This window comes from candidate division WOR-3 bacterium, assembly GCA_016926475.1.
Taxonomy (GTDB): Bacteria; SDB-A; SDB-A; order SDB-A; family SDB-A; genus JAFGIG01.
Genome location: JAFGON010000045.1, coordinates 1 through 18,944 on the forward strand (window position 1 = coordinate 1; position 18,944 = coordinate 18,944).

Here is an 18,944-nt window from a genome sequence, read left to right on the forward strand (position 1 = left end):
ACCGGCTCAAGATAAGCGAAAGAATCTATATCGGTCTGCTCCTGAAGTGCGTCCATTCTTCCTGGGGTAAAAGGCACGGTCACATTAATACCTGCTTTGCCTGCGGCTTTTTCAACTGCTGCACAGCCTCCGAGGACGATTAAATCGGCAAGCGATATTTTTTTCTTGCCGGTCTGCGATTTGTTGAACGCTTTTTGGATGGATTCCAGCTTTTTAAGTACTATCTGTAACTGAGAGGATTGATTGACTTCCCAGTCCTTCTGCGGAGCAAGCCTGATGCGCGCTCCGTTAGCGCCACCGCGTTTGTCTGACCCACGGAATGTCGAGGCTGAAGCCCACGCGGTTGCAACAAGTTCGGATACGGTGAGCCTTGAGGCGAGGATTTTTTCTTTGAGTGTTTTGACGTCTTTTGAAGTTACAAGCTTATGGTCGACCATGGGAATCGGATCCTGCCAGATAAGGTCTTCCTCGGGGACTTCAGGACCAAGGTAGCGGGACCGGGGACCCATGTCCCTGTGGGTCAGCTTAAACCATGCCCTTGCAAAAGCGTCGGTAAATTCAGCCGGATTCTCAAGATAATGCCTTGCTATCTTTTCATACACGGGATCAAATTTAAGGGAAAGGTCGGCGGTCGTCATCATAGGTCGGCTTTTTTTCGCAGGATCATGGGCGTCAACAACCATGTCTTCTTCCGCCACATCTTTTGCCAGCCACATATGAGCGCCGGCGGGGCTTTTTACAAGCTCCCAATCGTATTTCAACAAAACCTTGAGATAACCGGTATCCCATTTTGTCGGATTAGGTTTCCACGCCCCTTCAATGCCGCTTGTTATTGTATCGGGACCTTTCCCACTTTTATAACTGCTCATCCAACCCAGTCCCTGTGTTTCAATGGGAGCGGCTTCGGGTTCCGGCCCGACATGTTTAGCATCCCCGGCACCGTGGGTTTTACCGAAAGTATGCCCGCCTGCAACCAGCGCTACTGTCTCCTCATCGTTCATACCCATCCGCTTGAAAGTTTCCCTGACATCTATCGCTGATTTTATGGGCATCGGTTCTCCGTTCGGCCCTTCGGGATTGACGTATATCAATCCCATCTGCACAGCAGCCAGAGGATTTTCAAGTGTTCTGCCTTCGCTGTAACGTTTGTCATCGAGCCAAATATTTTCCTTGCCCCAATACACATCTTCTTCGGGCTGGAAGATGTCGGCACGGCCTCCTCCGAAACCGAATGTCTTGAATCCCATGGATTCCAAAGCACAATTGCCTGCTAAAATCATAAGGTCTGCCCAGGATATTTTTCTGCCGTATTTTTTCTTAATAGGCCAAAGCAGACGTCTGGCTTTATCAAGATTGGCGTTGTCAGGCCAACTGTTTAGCGGAGCAAACCGCTGATTGCCCGTCCCTCCGCCGCCGCGGCCGTCGGAAGTTCTGTAAGTGCCTGCGCTGTGCCAGGCCATGCGGATCATAAGTCCGCCGTAATGCCCCCAGTCAGCGGGCCACCATTCCTGAGAGTCGGTCATGAGTTTACAAAGGTCTTTTTTAAGGTCTTTTAGGTCGAGTTTCTCGAATTCCTCTTTGTAGTTGAAAGAGGGACCCATGGGATTTGATGACGGACAATGCTGATGAAGAATGCTGATGTCCAGCTGATTAGGCCACCAGTCTTTGTTTCTTATCCCTCTACCCATTGGAGATTTTTCCGGAGCGTCCATAGTATTACCTCCTGTTTATTAATCCTGCGCCAAACCCATAGGGGCATCTTCAAATATATTTTCCGATGCGTTTAATGATTTTTTTGTATCAGGAATTTTACAGAAATTTTGCCGGGAAATTGTTTTTGAAAAAAAACAGGTCTCGTGGACAGGTCTACGCATATCCCCTTCAGTAAGATTTTTGACTAAATCCCTGCTAATATATATTCTGTTTTTATTTAGATTACAAATGATATTTTTGTCTGAAAATCAGCTCCAATATCTAATTTCGAGATCACTGTTACTTAAAAACCCAGAGCTCAAAACGAAAAGATTGATATTGTTTTTCTCAATTTTTGTCTTTTCATTGACTAAATCTATTTTAATACAACGACGCAACTCTATATCTTCGAACGATAAATCGGTGATATTTAAGAAATGCCGAAAACATATAAAATCTTCACGCAAATGAATTATACAATAAATTAAAACAAATTTTATTTGTGGTTGGGTTGATATCTATTCTAAAGTTGATGCATTTATTATTCTATCTGATTATCAGGAAGCTGTAGAACATTTGAGGTTTCCATTTCCTTTCCTGCAATTCCTTTTATTGCGCCGAACAGAGCAGAAACATTCTCTTGAACTGCCCAAATTTGTTTTTCTCTTAGAGCCCAAATTTTATACATAGCTTTTTTCTCTGAATTCAGCTGTACAACCATATCATCATAGTTCTCAACTATTCTTTTGATGTTTTGAACGAACTCATTGCTTGTCAAATAAGTGTAAAGAAGCTCCATTTTATCCCCTTTGTTTTCTTGGGATATTTTTACGGACTGTGTTTTTATCAACATTTCTCTCAGAACAAATGAAAGACCCCGAACTTCGTGAAAGCCGCAGATCCAAACTCCGTTTCTTTCGCCGAATCTGTCCATATCGCCCGGCATTGCCTCTGTGACTAAAACTGCCAGGTCAGCTTTGCATGTAACTTGATCCTGCTTCAATTTATCAATCCAATCATTGGAATAGTTTTTGGTTCTTTTGCTCTCATAGACAATAGAGCCGCATTCCTGCTGTATTGAATTGATTACTGTTTGAATGCAGTCCGCCCCGCGAACTCCTTTTGGAACTTCCTGGATTTTATCAAAGGGATACGTCTTTGAAAGCAAATCTTCAATTGCAAGTTCTTGAACCTCACCCTGTAATTGCATTGAACCTTGTTCTGCCTTGCGCTTCATTTCTTCAGCGAGTTTTTTATTGTCTTCGATTTGCTTTAGGAGTTTGATTTTTTCCAATTCAAAACTCTCCCGCTCTTTTGCCCGTGCTTTGTCTTCTATTTCCTTTTGTTTTTCAAGGATCTGCTTTTCGACTTGGAGATATAGATCTTCTTGTTTTTCCTTTAGTTCTGCTTCTTGTCTCATCAATGCGACTTCTTTTTCCCGAAGAGTTTTGTTTTCAGATTTTCGTTTTTCATTTTCTTCTTTTAGAGATTTAATTGTCTCTTCGTAGCTTTCAGAAGTAAGTTTTTCAATTTTCTTGCTTTCAATTTCCAAAGCTTTGGAAAGCTCTTTCTTTAACAATTCTTCCTGCTTTTCTTTTTGTTCAGCTACAATATTCCGTTCTTCTTCAAGTTTCTTTTTTTCCGCGTTGAATTTTTCAATTTGCTCGGCCACTTTTCGCTCATACTCCGACTTGAAATGAGCTTCAAGTTTTCCTGATATCGCTTCTTCAACATCAAAGCTGTGTCCGCAATTTGGGCAGGTTATTTTATCTTTCATATATTGCCTCTTGAAAATTCATGTCAATGCCTCCGATTTGAGAGGTTATTTACCGAATTTCTAACAAATGCAGGTCTCACAACGCATTATTCCGAATCAAGTAAAGAATCATCGCCTCTTATACTTTTAATAATATCATTCATTTATCTTTTGTAAGCATCTTTCCTGGGACCGATTCTCAGAATGATTACTTCATCATCTGATATTACGAACATAACTCTGAAATTTCCATTCAGCGACACAGAAGGCGTTTTCTGAATTTGTTCTGTCATACTTCGCTTGGGTCAATGGAAACCTCTATCGCTCCTGCAGTTATAGCGATTTTCTGGATATCGCCGGTCGCAATAGTGAGGTTGGACGACAATTTGACTGCAAAAGGTGGAATCCGAGTCCCAGCAGGCAGACGGATCGTCTCTTTATCGAAGAGTATCTCGCTCTGTTCAGGATTTTCCATCAATTCTACAAGGTACGGTACTCCCGGACGGCATAGCCAAACAACACCATACTTGCGGGTTAGCAGTGAAATCGGATGCAGTAGCAATCCCAGTATAGAACACCTGGAAACTTCCTTCTCAATGTCACCGCAAACGCATCCAATGTGATGAAGACCCGGCCCTCGCTTCTCCAAAGCTCTTGAATAAGGTCCGTCCGCTATTGCCTGGATTAGCAACAACGCCGGTACATTTTCACCGCCAAATGTTACGTATCGCTCTCTCGTTCCCTCCGCGGGTTGTTCTTCAGGGGCATGAAGAATGCATGCCGGTGGTAACGATTTTGAAACGGATTCAAGATTTCGCACAAGAATCGCAATATGGTTTGTTTGCATCATCTCATCATCCCCTCCAGCGTCCCGTTAAAGTGGCTCAATTTCAAAATACCATTTTTTAGCTCGATTTATCATAACTATTTACATGAGGTTTTATACATTATTTGATTGAAAATTACTTTATATGAATATTAATTTTTCTTTTACAATATTTAAACTTTCATTTTTTTCTCTATCAATATGAATTCCTTTCATACCTATGGCTTTAGCAGCCTCAACATTTATAATTTTATTATCAATAAATAAGCATTCACTGGCTTCAGAATTTATTTTTTCTAAAGCTTTTTCATAAATTGATTTTTCTGGTTTTGCTTTTCCAATAAATGCTGAGATTATGATAGTATCAAAATATTTTCTTATATCCAGTTTATCAAAAATCCAATCTAAACTTGGGTACGCGTTGGATATTACTCCTAATTTATAATGTTTTGATATACTATCTAAAACATCGATTACTTCTGGATATAAAGTGCAATGATTTGCATAATGAGTAAGGTAAAATAGCTTTTCACTTAAATAAACATCAGAAACATTAATTTCTTTTGCAATAACAGAATAATAATTTAAAAATAGTTCTTTTTCTTCATCCCAATTATTTATCCATCTTCCACTCTCATTAAAAACAGAAAAGAATTCATTTCCTTTTTTTAATGCGCTATCAATAATATCCTTGTTTAATCTCATTGATCTTAGGATTGCTTTTATTCTCTCGTCCCTGGGAATTCCGGCCGTAAATAAAATTCCACCTGCGTCAAACATTATCACTTTTATTTCACTTTTTAAGCTCAAGCAATCCTCCCCCAGCGGAGATGTGATTTATTTTTTCTTTCTTTTTTATAATATTCGTCGGCTTTTTCCTTGTCATTTAGCTTCAAATATAAATCTCTAATTTCCTGATAGATAAAATCACTGGTAACTCCGTATTTTTCAGAAATCAAAAATGCATCCAATGATTCGGTATATCTTTGCTCGTCTCGCAATATATATCCCAAATCTTCGGCAGCACTTGTTTTATTTTCCGAAATTTTCAAACCTTGTTTTAGAATATCTATCCCAACGCCAGGATTTTTCTTTGAATAATATATGTTATAATCGCCGTAAGCGTCACTTGCTATTGCAGGTATCACTTCGCTGTCGACGAGTGAATAAATCTCTTTATATTCAAATCCTCTATCTGATTTATATATAACATAATCTATAATCCTTTCGGGAAGTGATATATTTACCAAACAATCTGAAACATTATTATGTGAATCAATCATTTTTACTCTTGCAATACACTGAATCTCAGCGTTAGGAATCAATTTATCTGTCATGGCTGTAATTTCCCAGTCGAGCGGACTTTCTGAATTATTCTTAACAACCTTAAACAGAAAAATGTCTGTGTGTTTAGAAACTACATCAATAATTTTCATCTCTTGGCTCTCGGTTTTATATGAAATTAATAAGCATTTAATAACATGTTAGTGGTTTTTTTGCATGAGCCACTGGGATTAATTGGATTTTCCGCTTTATGCAATTTTCAGAAAATCCTCTTCTTCATGAAAACCGCCATTTCGTGTTTTTCCAAATCATCGTTTGTATAGAACGATATATCAATTCCCTCTATCCTGTAGCCATTCTTTTTATAGAAATCTATTGCTACGCCGTTACTCGTCTGTGTTTCAAGGTTTATTAATCTAAAGCCCTTTTCCCTCGCAATTTTATCTATTTCTTTCATCAAATAAGTACCCAAACCTTTTCCTCTTTCTTTCCGGATTATTTCTATTGATTCAATATAAAGAGTATTGTTCCAATCCCGTCTTTCAAGCAGAAAATGACCAACTGGGAAATCATCTTTAAATAAAGTATATGACAATTCCTGATCTATTATTTCAGTGAGCCTGTCTTTCTCATCATCTGTTCTGATCCATTTTTTGATGAATGGTTTCTGATTCGTTTGTCTTGTCAAGATGAACTTGGTCCGGTCCTCTTCATCAGTGTAGTCGACTCTATATCTGATGTCAGAGACATATCCTGATTCGGGTAAAAGATCGAGATCACAATATATTTCGATTCTCTTTAATCTCAACATACTAACCTCACAAGTTTTTCAGAGAATTAACGGTGCTGTCTTTATCCCAAACACACTCGGACATCTTTTTCTACATTCAAAGCATTTTTTTATCGTATATCCTTTTTCAGTCTTGAAATTTGAAATTGGTCTGCATTCCTTTTGAATAACTGTTTCTCCTGTCAATGCCTTTTGAGGGCAAATATCCAGACAAATCCTGCAATTCGGGGGGCAAACTTCATAATCCGCCATTGGGTTCGATTCATATCTCACAGAAGTCAATAATGCGCCGATTTGAATCATATTTCCATAATCCTTGTTTATCAACAGATTATTTTTTCCAAGTTTTCCCAATCCTGCCAAATATCCGACATGCCTGAGCGATAATATCGCACGGCCTTCCTGTTTTTTATTGTCCCAATACAAATATGGGTCATCAGTCGGTATCAAAACGTTTTTTACACCCAATTTGTCAAGTTCGGTAGAAATGTCATACGTTATCGTATCCATTTTCTGCATGGCCAAAGTATTCGTATGAGAAAAGGGCACGGGATTTTCCGCGAATAAAGATTCTTTGGGCAGTCGAATCGCAAAAGCAATTACTGTCTCGGTCTTTGAATAAATGTCCTTGGGATGAAATCCTTTGGGCGCATTTTCGAACCTGTCCACAGATGCGACTCCAAATAAATCAACACCTTGTCTAAATGCAATCTCTTTTATTCTGTCTTTTGTGATCATGGTTCAATTTTCCGATTTTGTTTTTTCTGCCATGCACCCTGCCGTTCGCGGATATTTAAAGTTGCGAACGAAATAGTGAGGGCGCAATTCGATATCAATCTATATGATAGATTTTCCTTATTTCTTAAATAAAACACATTCACTGTTTAACTGCTCTGGTCGCAATGTACGAAGGGATGAATTTTGAAAGAATGCCCTCATTATGATAATCTTCATAAAATCCGTTAACTACAAATCCCGCTTTTATCTGCCCGCCGATCTGGTCATCAAGCGTATGACTGAATTCAAGCGCATATCCTTTTTCAAAATAAATTTTCTTCTCTTCATCTGTTAACTCCTGCGCAGAACTGTATGGAATCTTGTGTTTGACTTCAAGAACATCTTGTTCCATTTTCTCTGAATCAAAAAGATATACAAGAGGATTCGCAAAACCGGATAAAAGGATTCCGTTTCTCTTCAATACACGATATGTTTCCATCCAAACCGGCAATATGTCCGGCACAAATGAATTTGAAACCGGATGGAAAATTAAGTCAAACATTTCATTTTCAAAACATGATAAATCAGCCATGTCTCCTTCGACTGTTTTAATTTTCAATGAATCTCGTTCGGCGACGTATTGGTCCTGCATTAATTGCTTGGGAGAATTGTCAAAAACAGTCACATCGGCGCCAAGAGCAGAAAATAAAGGCCCCTGCTGTCCTCCGCCAGACGCCAGACATAAAACTTTCAAGCCCCTCAAGTCCCGAGACCATTCTTTCGGAACCGGTTTTAAAGGCGTTAAAAATATTTTCCAGTTGCCTTTTTTTGCTTCTTCGATTATTTCCCTGCTCACAGGGACAGTCCATTCGTCGCCCGAATCCACAGCCTTATTCCAAGCATATTTATTATGCATTAAAATATCGTTATAAATTCTTTCTTTTCCCATAATAATCACTCTTTCATTTTATTTGCCGGTGAACGCCGCGTACTTGGAATGGAACGTTTTTCAATATTATGCAATTGCTTTTGGTATATCTTCCAACTCTTTTTTTAGCCGCTTCTTTTCTTTTCGCAGATCATACTCATCCTGGATACCTAACCAGAATTCAGCAGAATTTCCAAAATATTTGGATAATCTTAATGCTGTGTCTGCTGTAATTCTTCGTTTTGCCTTTAATATTTGCGATACTCTCGTTGCCGGTATATGAGTATCTTTTGCAAGTTTATAAGCACTGATATTTAAAGGAGAAAGAAATTCTTCAAATAAAATTTCTCCGGGTGTTACATCAGGTATTTTATTCATAATTCCTCCTAATGATAATCTATAATTTCAACTTCTGATGCAATTCCATTTTTCCAGTTAAAACATATCCGCCATTGATTGTTAATCCGTATACTGTATTGACCCATCCTTTTTCCAGATAATATTTCAAGTTTATTACCTACTGGGATTCTTAAATCATTTAAATCTTTTGAACGGTGCAAGATAATTAACTTTCTATATCCAATTTTCTGGATATTTATAGGAAATCGCTTAGAATATTTCTGGTTCCAAATTTTTTCCGTTTCTTTATCTTTAAACGATCTAATCACAATTAAGTTTAACGCATTGCGTTAATAACGTCAAGCGTCAATATATAGGATTGCTATAAAATAATTGTCCCATAACCCTCGGATATCTCAGAAGAATATTACTTCAGTATTTTTAACCATTTCGTTGTTGAAATTTCTTAAATTCATTATTTAAAATCTGAATGAAAGAGATATCAACAACGGTTAAGAGAATATAAACGAACCGCGAATACGATTTTTGAATCTAAGATTCAAAATATCGTCGATATTTTTTTGATTAAAAAACTGTAGTACAATAAATACCTTAACCGCTAATGGACACGAATAAACGCGGACACAATTAATTGCAATCATCATAATTGACCAAATAAAAGATATTTACGATAAGCTGTAATTAAAAATATTATAAAGGATTGAATATTGCCCTTTCCAGGAAGAAGGGAAGAATATGACCTCGAACCGATTGACAGATCATTTTCAATTTTTTTGAACAACTCTTTATCCACCATTTTTTTTTACAATAATTTTTTGCTTTTATTCGTAGCAAAAACTTCTCTTATTTGATAATTGTTAATTACTAGTTGTTGATTGATAATTGTTAAGGAGGAAATGTGAAAACTTTTCAAGTTATTGCTTTTTTTCTCCTGATTAGTGCTAATCAGTTGTTTCTTCAAAACCCGGACACTCTTTGGCTAAAGCATTACGGCGGGCCGCTGGGCGATTACGGAAATTCAATAGCACTGACGAATGACGGAGGTTTCGTTCTGGCAGGTTTTACTTTTTCTTATACTCCGAGTTTTTGTGACGCCTGGATTCTGAGGTTCGACAGTTCAGGAGAATTGTCATGGGACTCGACCTACGGCTACGAATCCTACGATTACCCTGACGACATAATCCAGACATTTGACGGTGGATTCGCATTCGCTGGGACAAGCTGTCCGCCGGCAAATTATTACGGTGATTTCTACATTGCAAAAATTTCCGGCGATGGCAACTTTCTCTGGGATCTTAGAATCGGCGACAGCCAGTGGGAGGAAGGCGCATCAGCTCTCCTTGAAACTCAGGACAGCGAAATTGTAGCGGTTGGATTTACGTATTTTCAGACAGCGGGATTGTGCGACGCCTGGCTCGTCAGGATCGACAATGACGGCAACCTTCTCTGGGACTCCACTTACGGCGGATCAGGTTCGGAACTGCCGACTTGCATGGTTCAGAGCAACAGCGGAGATTTCGTAATTGCGGGACACAAGAAGCTGACAAGTTCATCCAATTCTATGGGTTGGTTTCTAATCATTGACCGGTACGGTGTCGTAACACACGAAAAAACATTTCCGGGAGCCCAAAGCGCCTGGTTTGAAAACATAACCAGGACTCAAGACGGCTGTTACATTCTGGCCGGGACAATGGTTTCATCCACCAACGGCAAATTCGACGGATGGATAGTAAAAGTTGACTCTCAGGGCAACGAGATGTGGAGCAAAGTACTGGGCGGTCCGGAGAGCGACGACTTCTGGAGCGTTGAAGAACTGCCCGGCGGCGATCTTCTTTTGACGGGGACCACATCTTCTTATCCTGCGAATTCAGCCGACGTCTGGATCGTCAGGACTGACAGCGCGGGAAATCAGATTTGGTCCTATTCCTTCGGAGGCGCCGAAATCGACGAGGGTCACGACATCAAGGCCGTCACTTCAAGCATATTTTTAGTGACGGGGTCGTCCGAGACGTTCTGCAACGGAATATCCGATCTGATAGTCGCTAAAATAACCGACGCGGTGACGATTGTCGAGGAAAATCCTTTACACGTTTTCTCACCGGAATTTCTGACCGTCTCTCCCAATCCTTTCAGAGGGTCGGCTCAAATAGAGTTTTTTCTTAGAAATGAAGATGAAGTCCAGGTTTCAGTTCTGGACCTATCCGGGAGAATTGTTAAAATCATTTCAGATTGTACCTTGGGAAGCGGATCTTTATATTTTTCCTGGGACGGCACAGACGAAACCGGAATGCCCGTCCATTCAGGGATTTATTTTTTGAACGTCATGACAGAAGAAAGCGCTGTGAGTGAGGAATTGATACTTATCAGATAAATTATTTATTCGAATGCAGAGCCAGTTTATTGGTACAACTGTGAATAATGCTTGACGAGAGCTTGATATTTTTTATTCTCCGTATTTGACCAGTATTTTATTTGTGCTCAATTCCACTTCTATGAATATCTCTCCCCCGCTTCCAATAATTTCTTTTGAAGGATCTTGAGGCAAAAGAGAGACGGGCTTATATGTAGTCCTCCAAACATACATCCCGTCTCTGTACAATTGCTCCACTCCAATGAGTTTGTAATCCCATGGCTCGGGAGTTAATTCCTTCAGCTTTTCGAGACTTAATGAAACCGCCTTATTGTGATCCTCGGTTATGCTCTGGACCGAACCGGTCCCATGTGTGTCCACTTTTCAAGTAGAAAAAGAACATGAAGAAAAAGATAATACAAAAAATAAAATTAACACAGTTCCATAAATTGCTTTCAATTTGACCTCCCAAGTAAAAAGTTCCCGCAATTAAACAATTCATAAATTATTTTACTTGAGATTATAAGATAAAATTCAATTTTTATACATGGTCCGCACAGAATTTTCGTGCGTTTTTTATATATCTTATCTATAACAGACCTCCCGGTGCTGTCACTTTTCTAAAAATTTGCTAAAAATCATCTTAGGACTGATATTTTTTCTGATCTCACTTCGCCCTGGGATTGTATTCTGACGTAATACATTCCGTTTTGAACTTCTTTCCCTTCGGTGTCCTTTCCATCCCAGTTCAGGCAATAATTTCCCTCATCGAGATAACTTTCAGCGAGAGTGATAATTTTCTGTCCAGCGAGGTTGAAAATCTCAACTGTAGTTCTTCCGCCGGATAAAATCCCGAAAGATATCGCCAAGAAGTGTGACATAGGATTGGGGTAAACTGAATAAATAATGGGCGAAAATAAATCTTCTGTCTCTTCAACTCCTGTAGATGGAACCCACTTTGCGATAAAATCAGCGTTGGGGTTACCTCCGGCGTCCGTGAAAGCTCCACCGACGTAAATATCAGTTCCTGAAACGGCTATACTTAAAACATAATAATTCAAACCGCTCCCCAACGCCTCCCATGAAGACCCGTTCCATTTTGCGATATAGTGGGCGTTTGGCACTCCCCCAGCGTTCGTGAAGATTCCTCCTACAAGTAAATCCGTACCGACCGCTTCCATATCGAAAACATAATTGTTCAGTCCGCCTCCTACCGATTGCCAGTTTTCCCCATCCCATCTGGCTATGTGGTCAGCGTCAGGATTGCCTCCGGCGTCTGTAAAATAACCGCCTATGTAAAGGATTGAGTCCCAAAAAACCATTTTACTAACAAAACTGTCTATAGGATTTCCTACAGTTTCCCATAAAGAACCGTTCCATCTCGCTATATAATCGGCATCGGGATTGCCCCCGGCGTTAGAAAATGTCCCGCATGCATATACATCCGAGCCAGAAATGATTATATCTAAAACCAAACCATTCAAACCAGATCCAAGCGCTTCCCAAGAGGAACCGTTCCATTTTGCGATGTTATCAGCGTTGGGATTTCCTCCGGCGTTCGTAAATTCACCTCCGGCATAGATATCCGAACCTGAAATTGCTATTGCCCACACTACTCCATTCAATCCTGTCCCGAGTGCTTCCCACGAAGATCCGTTCCATTTGGCTATGCAGTCAGCGTTGGGATTTCCTCCGGCGTTTGTGAAAACTCCGCCGACATAAACGCCGGTGCCTGAAACTTTTATCTCTACGGCATAAGAGTTAAGACTTGTCAGGGGAGACCAGGAAGTTCCATTCCAACTTGCAATATAATCTGCGGCAGGATAACCTCCGGCATTTGTAAACATACCACCTGCGTATAAGGTCGTGTTCATAAAATCCAAGGCATAGACGGTGGTGTCCAACCCTGTACCCAGCGCTTCCCATGTTCCATCAACCTGGGGTGAATAAAGAAGCGTCTCACTGTTTATAGCGCTGGAAACAGTCGGATTTGTAAAGAAAGACAGAACTGCTATTACAAAAGTGCAGGTTCCCATTTTAAACTCCTTTTTTTTAAACAAAAATAGTAATCCTATGGCGTTAAAAAAACATTAAATGCCTCATTTTAGTCCCGCTTTTTTTCATTTCTGCTGCCAAAAACCGCACTCCTTGTAATATTTTTCGGAAGTAACTAAACAAACAAAAGCAAGCTGACTGCCATTACTACCATTCCGGCAATCAGCCCTCCTATGGCAAGATGGTGTTCGCCGTACTCCTCAGCTGTCGGCAAGAGTTCGTCCAGCGAGATATAGACCATAATACCCGCGACCGACGCGAAAACGAATCCGAAAGTCGCTTCGGTAAAAAAAGATCGAAGAAGAAAATACCCGATCAGAGCGCCGACAGGTTCTGCCAGTCCCGATAAAAATGAAAGCGTAAACGCCTTTTTTCTGCTTTTTGTTGCAAAGTAGATAGGAGCAGATACAGACAATCCTTCCGGAATGTTGTGAATGGCTATCGCAACGGCTATGCTGACGCCCAGTGAGGGATCGGCCAATCCGCTCATGAAAGTAGCAAGTCCCTCTGGAAAGTTGTGAACGCTGATTACGAGAGCGGAAAACATTCCCATTCTCATCAGTTTTTTCCTGTCCTTCTCGGAAGATTTTTTAATTTTTTCTGCGACGTTCAACTCGTGCGGATTCTCGTAAAACGGTATTATTTTATCAATCAGCGCAATGACTAATATGCCCGTGAAAAATGCCACGACGGTCCATACATAACCGGGTTTTTCGCCAAGAGCTGTGGTTAGCGAATCCCTAGCCTTTGCAAATATCTCTACAAGCGAGACGTAAATCATGACTCCGGCGGAAAAACCGAGAGAAACAGTCAATACTTTTGGATTGAATTTTTTCGACAACAGCCCGATAAAGCTTCCTATACCGGTCGAAAGCCCCGCGAAAAGGGTCAGGGCAAAGGCGAAGATGAAATTTTCGGTCATGAATAGATGATCCTAAATTTCTACATAACAGTTAATCCGTCTTTCGTCGTCATTATTTCAGTTAATTATCTTTTATTCTCTGTCACTTTTCAACATATACTACTCGGATATATTTTCAAAACTAACTTATTTATTTTTCAAGCAACATTGTTAAGCCAATAATATTTACTGTCAGTCCAGAAAACGAAATATTGGACGACTTCCTGGGAAATCGGTAAAATAAATTTCTTATGAAAATATCAGTTAAACCTTTGGACAAAAATACCTGGCCTGATCTCGAAACCCTTTTCATGTCAGGAGGATGCTCCGCCGCACGGACCTGCTGGTGCATGTATTACAGGAAATCCGGCAAGGTCGATTTACCCCATGGCGTGAAGATGAGCGATTACAACAAGCGGCAGTTGAAAAAACTAGCCCAAAAGGGACCGCCTCCCGGACTTATCGGCTTTTCCGGCAAAAAACCTGTGGGCTGGGTTTCTCTGGGGCCGAGGGAAGATTTTCCAAAACTCCAGAAATCACCCGTCATGAAACCCGTCGATGAAAAAAAAGTATGGTCAATCGTCTGTTTTGTCGTTCCAAAAGAATTTCGAAACAAGGGAGTCGCAACCGAGATGCTCAACGCCGCAGTTAAATACGCGAAGAAAATGGGGGCATCCATTGTCGAAGCTTATCCTGTTGACAAAAATAAAAGGGGAAACGACGAATGGTTCTGGTTCGGAGCGAAATCAATGTACGATGGGGCTGGTTTTTACGAAGTTGCACGCAGATGCAAAGAAAGACCTATTGTGCGTTTAGATCTCAGGATTAAAAAATATACAATAAAACAGACATCTAAAGGAGAACAATGAACGCGTTTAAAACACTGAGCTATTTTGTTTTTATTCTTGTGCTGAGCTATGTGATCAACCTCACCGTCACATTTCTGTACAACTTGATATCACACGGAGTCACGGTTTTTGAGTGGGAAAAATCAATACCATTCTCGATCGTCCTGAGCATTGTTCTCACCGTCCTGAGGATATTACAAAACAGAAAAAACCCGCAGTAATAATCATCTTTTTTTTGTGGGGTAATTTTCCCGGGCGAACCTGTAAGCTTCGGGAGTGTCTATGTCTATCCAGGATTCGCCTTCTTCCATAAATACGGCATCCATGTTTTTTTGTTCTATAAGTTTCTGGATTCCCGCACTTATTGATTCATTTCCTCTGTTTACCTGAAAAGCCATGGCGTCAAAAAAACTTTTCGCCAATCTGAAGACGCCGCAGTCCAAGCAGTTGTAATTTTTAATTTCTTTTCCTATATCGATGATTCTATTCTTCTCGGTCAGCACTTTTGTCGCGTCGTCTATGTCGAAGTTTTTGTCAACTTTTTTATCTACTAGTAAAAGGTTTTTATTACAGTCTGAATTTACGACCCGGCTTATTGCCCACGGATCGACTATGTGATCCGACATGCTTAAAATGAAATTTTCTTCACCGACGGCTTCTTTGGCCTTGAGAACTGATATTCCGTTTCCCCTGTTGAATTCGTCGTTGATAACTGTCGTCGATTTAAAACCGAAGGATTTATTGTTTTCAATATAGTCAACAATCATTTCAGACTTAAATCCGAGGACGAAAACAAATTCCCGTGCGCCGGCACAGGCAATGTTGTGCATAATTGTAGATAAAATAGTGCCTTTTCCAAAAGGAAGGAGAGTCTTCGGTGTCTTGTTTGTCTCAGGCCATAGGCGACTGCTGTTTCCCGCCGCTATTATGACGGCCTTCATATTTTCACCGCATTACTTGGGAATATTCTCATGTCCGCCTTCCTGGAAAAGTTGTTCCATTTTTATAACAAATCGTTCCGAGGCTTTTCCGTCGAGTTTATAGAAAAGTTTTTGCCTGTATTCGTCCGCCAGTTGTTTCATCTCCTTTGTAGGATCGAGCGCTCTTTCTATGGCTGAACATATATCTTTACCTCTGTCGACGTGGACGAAAGCACCTTTCAGAAACTCGCGATTGTCAATCTCGAGAAGAGGTTCGCCGTCGGAATGGTTGAGGCGTTCGCACGGCAGGTCGTAGACAATGCCGAATTTATTGAGGGCGAGAAAATCGAAAACAGTGCTCGATGCCTCGCTTATGAGAGTGTCTGCAACAGCGTAAAAAGGAACTATGCTGTAGGATTCAAACGGCAGTAAAACCGCGTGGCTGTACTTTTTTACACGGTCCTCGTAAATCCTGTGCTGTTTGTGCGGGGCGTATTTTCCCATCCAGCTGTAGGGGTGAAGTTTGACAATCAGGTTGTAATCACGGGTCTGATCAAAAAGATCGTCTTTTAAATAATACAGGGACGTCGGTTTGTAAGTAGGCGCGTAGACAACGGTTTTTTTTGACGGGTCAAGTCCCAAATCTTTAAGAATCTTTTCCCTGTCGCTGAATTTACCCTGAAAATAATAATCTAATTTGGGAAGGCCGACGAGATGGATCTCGTTTTTACCAAGGCGCCCGGAATTTCGGAGTGAATCGACTCTGTGTTGCCCTTCGACGAATATCTGGTACTTTTGGTCTGACACTTTTGCCAATTCTCTGTAGAGAATATTCTTTATGCCGGTTCCGTGGTTTAAAAAACAGAGTATTGTTTTTCCGTAATCGGGTGCGTTTTTGAGCGTGTCGCCCGTAATGATTATGTCAAAACCTTTTGTCTCCCCGGTGAATCTGTAACCGCGTTCTTTCCATTCTTCAATGATCGGCTGTTGATATGGGACATCGAAAAGGAAGAACTTGCGCTTTTTTTCCATGTCGAGAGTAAAAAAAACGTCGTATTTATTGTTGTCTATGAGCAGATCGATGACGGGATCGAAAGCCGCCTTGTGGTAGGCATAACCTATTTTAAATAACAATTTTATTTTTGGCATTTTTCTGTTCAATTTCGTCGTGAATCATAGCAATTAGAATATATATGGATTAGTTTTATCAAAAATATAGAAAAAATGCTAAATGTTTTGATACTGGTTTCAAATCTCTTCAATCATAATAAAATCATCTGAGTGTTTTTTGACAACTGCAATATCCGGTTGTAATATCTGATCAAAGGAGACTTGAATGCTCAAAATATTTTTTATTTGTTTTATGATGACTTCCGGAACTTTTTTGACCGGACAGCCTTTTTCATACGAATTTTCATTCGATGAAATTCACTGGGAATTCAAAAAAGCCGACGTAATAGAAACCCAGACCAGCACATTAGTCGAAGAAGGCGAGAATTACCTGTTTTACGAAACTACCTTGTTGGGTGAGAAAGTGACTTCGTCTTATTTTTTCGATACCGACGGCAAACTGAAGTCTTTCGATTACATTTTTGTAGATCAGTTCGACGATCAGACATACAAAAATATGTACGACAACCTTAAAAATATGCTCACAGAAAAATACGGTCCGATTCATTCTGAAGATATTCAACCTGCAAATGGATTGTACAGTATAGACAACTGGGAAGAATTGATGGAAGCTGTTTCCACGGATCATGCATTTATAAATGCCGTATGGATATCCGAAGAACATCAAATGATTTGTTATCTGTCCATCGTTCACTACGAAAACTCCAAAAAGTTTTTTTGTCTGGAATTTATCCGATATGACCCATTTGACGGAATCTTTGAATAAAATACTTTGGCAAAATTTCAACTTGAAAATACCGATTTGAGAATTTTTCAAAAAACATGAGAGTGAATAGAATACTTTTTATCTTTTTGTTTATTAGCGCTCTTTTGACGCTTAGTTTCAGATGCAATTCAAAAACAAATGATTTGGACAATAGGATCGAATCCTTAATTAAGATTCGGCAAATAAACGAAAAAACCGTCCTTGTCACATTCGGCGGAGACGCAATCACCGCGATAAACACACGAAAAGGAATAGTTGTAATTGATGCCGGAATATCGACAAGCCTTACATCAAGATACAAAACAGTCATCGAAGATCAATTCGGAAACAGTAATTTTGCTCTTTTGATAAACACTCACGGTCACAACGACCACTGCGGTGGAAACGGAGTTTTTACCGGTGCAACCGTTATCGCGCACAGGAACGCCGAAGAGGAGATGTCTCAACGGTATAAAAACCGTGATAAAACAATTTCACGGTTGCAAAGCATCATAGAATCATTCGACTCCGTTATGTCTCCCCTTGTGAAAGAAACAGAAGACTGGAACAGAGAGTTTGCCGACAAAATGCGCTATCAGAGCGCTCTTGAGGATGTATTAAACAACGTAGAAATCAAAGCTCCAGACACGACTTTCTACGACACGATGTCAATAGACATGGGAGACGTCAGATTCGATTTGTTTTATTTCGGCAAATGTCATTCACAAAGCGATATATATATCCATGTTCCGAAGTTCAAGATACTCTTCACAGGCGACCTTTTTTTCAAAGGAGGCCGGCTGAGCTTACGGGACACATTAATGACCGATAAGGACAGATGGAATGAAGCCGTAAAATGGACCGAAGAACGCATTGACAATATTGAGACAATTATCACCGGTCACGGTGAAATTCTGACAAAAAACGACCTGACCGCTTTTAACGAAAATATGAGATATATTATTAATGACGAATAGATATATCTATTATGTTTTTCAATTCATTTCAATACATTTGGCGTCAATTCTCGGCAGTTGTTGATCCTCAACCTGTGGCGAAGGGCAGACATCCGTTCCAAAAACAGTTCCGTACACAGTGACATTGTCGTTTATAAAAGCAGGCGTAGAACCTCTGAAATATATGTACACGGGCAATTTTCCGCTCGGGAGAGTGTTTGTCGCGTCTGCGACTCCAATGATTAGATAAGTGATTTTGCCTTCGGAGTCCGACTCCTCATAATATACGACGACTTCTCCTGATACTTTTACCGGTTCATTTTTAAAATCGTCTGAGTTTTCAGTGAGTTCATCAACCGGGATTTCGCGGCATATATCTTTGAACTCATCAACTGAAAGAATGTCAGTCTCGGGAACTATGTCTTTCGTCTTTTCGCTTTTACCTTGAGAACAGAACAAAACTGTCAATGAAACCCCAAAAAACACGATCACACTTTTTTTTAAAATTCTCATAAAAACCATTTTTCCTCCTGATATTCAGTTGAAACATAATTTTCAGATTATTTTTGTTAAATTTCAATAAATTTAGTTCATAACGAAAATCACTAGTGTCCTATAAAAAATAAAAAGAAAAAGACTGGTTCCTAAAAAGAAAATATAATCAAAAAAAGCTAAAAAAAGGAAC

21 protein-coding genes are annotated in these 18,944 nt (G+C 40.0%); 5 read left to right on the forward strand and 16 right to left on the reverse strand.

Annotation, left to right across the window (positions count from 1 at the left end):
* The 10 genes from katG to JXA84_04505 all read right to left on the reverse strand — a co-directional run.
* Positions 1 to 1,712 (reverse strand): catalase/peroxidase HPI (gene katG / locus JXA84_04460; GenBank protein ID MBN1150457.1); only part of this gene is annotated, 1,712 nt, incomplete at its 3' end.
* A 521-nt stretch (positions 1,713 to 2,233) separates the two neighbouring features.
* Positions 2,234 to 3,469: a DUF2130 domain-containing protein gene (locus tag JXA84_04465; protein MBN1150458.1), complete on the reverse strand. Its 1,236-nt coding sequence runs from the start codon at positions 3,467 to 3,469 to the stop codon at positions 2,234 to 2,236.
* Between the two features lie 268 nt (positions 3,470 to 3,737).
* Complete coding sequence (locus tag JXA84_04470; GenBank protein MBN1150459.1) at positions 3,738 to 4,298, reverse strand: VOC family protein; 561 nt, start codon at positions 4,296 to 4,298, stop codon at positions 3,738 to 3,740.
* Positions 4,299 to 4,415: 117 nt separating this feature from the next.
* Positions 4,416 to 5,084, reverse strand: coding sequence for an HAD-IA family hydrolase (locus JXA84_04475; GenBank protein ID MBN1150460.1), 669 nt, complete (start codon positions 5,082 to 5,084; stop codon positions 4,416 to 4,418).
* On the reverse strand, positions 5,081 to 5,710 hold the full coding sequence (locus JXA84_04480; protein MBN1150461.1) for a hypothetical protein: 630 nt from the start codon (positions 5,708 to 5,710) through the stop codon (positions 5,081 to 5,083). The genes JXA84_04475 and JXA84_04480 overlap by 4 nt, the downstream gene beginning before the upstream one ends.
* 107 nt (positions 5,711 to 5,817) lie before the next feature.
* Positions 5,818 to 6,369: a GNAT family N-acetyltransferase gene (locus JXA84_04485; GenBank protein MBN1150462.1), complete on the reverse strand. Its 552-nt coding sequence runs from the start codon at positions 6,367 to 6,369 to the stop codon at positions 5,818 to 5,820.
* Between the two features lie 18 nt (positions 6,370 to 6,387).
* Positions 6,388 to 7,086: an epoxyqueuosine reductase gene (locus JXA84_04490; protein MBN1150463.1), complete on the reverse strand. Its 699-nt coding sequence runs from the start codon at positions 7,084 to 7,086 to the stop codon at positions 6,388 to 6,390.
* 139 nt (positions 7,087 to 7,225) lie between these two features.
* Positions 7,226 to 8,014, reverse strand: coding sequence for a class I SAM-dependent methyltransferase (locus tag JXA84_04495; protein ID MBN1150464.1), 789 nt, complete (start codon positions 8,012 to 8,014; stop codon positions 7,226 to 7,228).
* Between the two features lie 66 nt (positions 8,015 to 8,080).
* The gene (locus JXA84_04500) at positions 8,081 to 8,371 is read right to left on the reverse strand and encodes a HigA family addiction module antidote protein (protein ID MBN1150465.1); all 291 of its coding nucleotides are present in this window, start codon (positions 8,369 to 8,371) and stop codon (positions 8,081 to 8,083) included.
* Between the two features lie 8 nt (positions 8,372 to 8,379).
* Complete coding sequence (locus JXA84_04505) at positions 8,380 to 8,661, reverse strand: type II toxin-antitoxin system RelE/ParE family toxin (protein MBN1150466.1); 282 nt, start codon at positions 8,659 to 8,661, stop codon at positions 8,380 to 8,382.
* A 590-nt stretch (positions 8,662 to 9,251) separates the two neighbouring features.
* On the opposite strand from JXA84_04505, the gene JXA84_04510 reads away from it, so the two are divergent.
* Positions 9,252 to 10,724 carry a T9SS type A sorting domain-containing protein gene (locus JXA84_04510; protein MBN1150467.1) on the forward strand — a complete coding sequence of 491 codons (1,473 nt, stop codon included), beginning with the start codon at positions 9,252 to 9,254 and terminating at the stop codon, positions 10,722 to 10,724.
* Positions 10,725 to 10,796: 72 nt separating this feature from the next.
* Here the strand turns inward: JXA84_04510 and JXA84_04515 are convergent, their stop codons facing one another.
* The 3 genes from JXA84_04515 to zupT all read right to left on the reverse strand — a co-directional run bounded on the left by JXA84_04515 (position 10,797) and on the right by zupT (position 13,680).
* On the reverse strand, positions 10,797 to 11,084 hold the full coding sequence (locus JXA84_04515; protein MBN1150468.1) for a hypothetical protein: 288 nt from the start codon (positions 11,082 to 11,084) through the stop codon (positions 10,797 to 10,799).
* A gap of 257 nt (positions 11,085 to 11,341) precedes the next feature.
* Complete coding sequence (locus JXA84_04520; GenBank protein MBN1150469.1) at positions 11,342 to 12,739, reverse strand: T9SS type A sorting domain-containing protein; 1,398 nt, start codon at positions 12,737 to 12,739, stop codon at positions 11,342 to 11,344.
* Positions 12,740 to 12,873: 134 nt separating this feature from the next.
* Positions 12,874 to 13,680, reverse strand: coding sequence for a zinc transporter ZupT (gene zupT / locus JXA84_04525; GenBank protein MBN1150470.1), 807 nt, complete (start codon positions 13,678 to 13,680; stop codon positions 12,874 to 12,876).
* A 230-nt stretch (positions 13,681 to 13,910) separates the two neighbouring features.
* Here zupT and JXA84_04530 point away from each other — a divergent pair, with 230 nt between their 5' ends.
* Positions 13,911 to 14,528: a GNAT family N-acetyltransferase gene (locus tag JXA84_04530; GenBank protein MBN1150471.1), complete on the forward strand. Its 618-nt coding sequence runs from the start codon at positions 13,911 to 13,913 to the stop codon at positions 14,526 to 14,528.
* Positions 14,525 to 14,728: a hypothetical protein gene (locus JXA84_04535; protein ID MBN1150472.1), complete on the forward strand. Its 204-nt coding sequence runs from the start codon at positions 14,525 to 14,527 to the stop codon at positions 14,726 to 14,728. The genes JXA84_04530 and JXA84_04535 overlap by 4 nt, the downstream gene beginning before the upstream one ends.
* Before the next feature lie 3 nt (positions 14,729 to 14,731).
* On the opposite strand, the gene JXA84_04540 is transcribed toward JXA84_04535, so the two are convergent.
* The gene (locus JXA84_04540; protein ID MBN1150473.1) at positions 14,732 to 15,448 is read right to left on the reverse strand and encodes an NTP transferase domain-containing protein; all 717 of its coding nucleotides are present in this window, start codon (positions 15,446 to 15,448) and stop codon (positions 14,732 to 14,734) included.
* Between the two features lie 12 nt (positions 15,449 to 15,460).
* Entirely contained in the window at positions 15,461 to 16,576 is a 1,116-nt protein-coding gene (locus tag JXA84_04545) for a CDP-glycerol glycerophosphotransferase family protein (GenBank protein MBN1150474.1), read from the reverse strand.
* A 187-nt stretch (positions 16,577 to 16,763) separates the two neighbouring features.
* Here JXA84_04545 and JXA84_04550 point away from each other — a divergent pair, with 187 nt between their 5' ends.
* Positions 16,764 to 17,324, forward strand: a complete 561-nt coding sequence (locus JXA84_04550; GenBank protein MBN1150475.1) for a hypothetical protein — start codon at positions 16,764 to 16,766, stop codon at positions 17,322 to 17,324.
* Positions 17,325 to 17,467: 143 nt separating this feature from the next.
* Positions 17,468 to 18,280, forward strand: coding sequence for an MBL fold metallo-hydrolase (locus JXA84_04555; protein MBN1150476.1), 813 nt, complete (start codon positions 17,468 to 17,470; stop codon positions 18,278 to 18,280).
* Between the two features lie 18 nt (positions 18,281 to 18,298).
* Here the strand turns inward: JXA84_04555 and JXA84_04560 are convergent, their stop codons facing one another.
* The gene (locus JXA84_04560; protein ID MBN1150477.1) at positions 18,299 to 18,781 is read right to left on the reverse strand and encodes a hypothetical protein; all 483 of its coding nucleotides are present in this window, start codon (positions 18,779 to 18,781) and stop codon (positions 18,299 to 18,301) included.
* Positions 18,782 to 18,944: the final 163 nt, after the last annotated feature.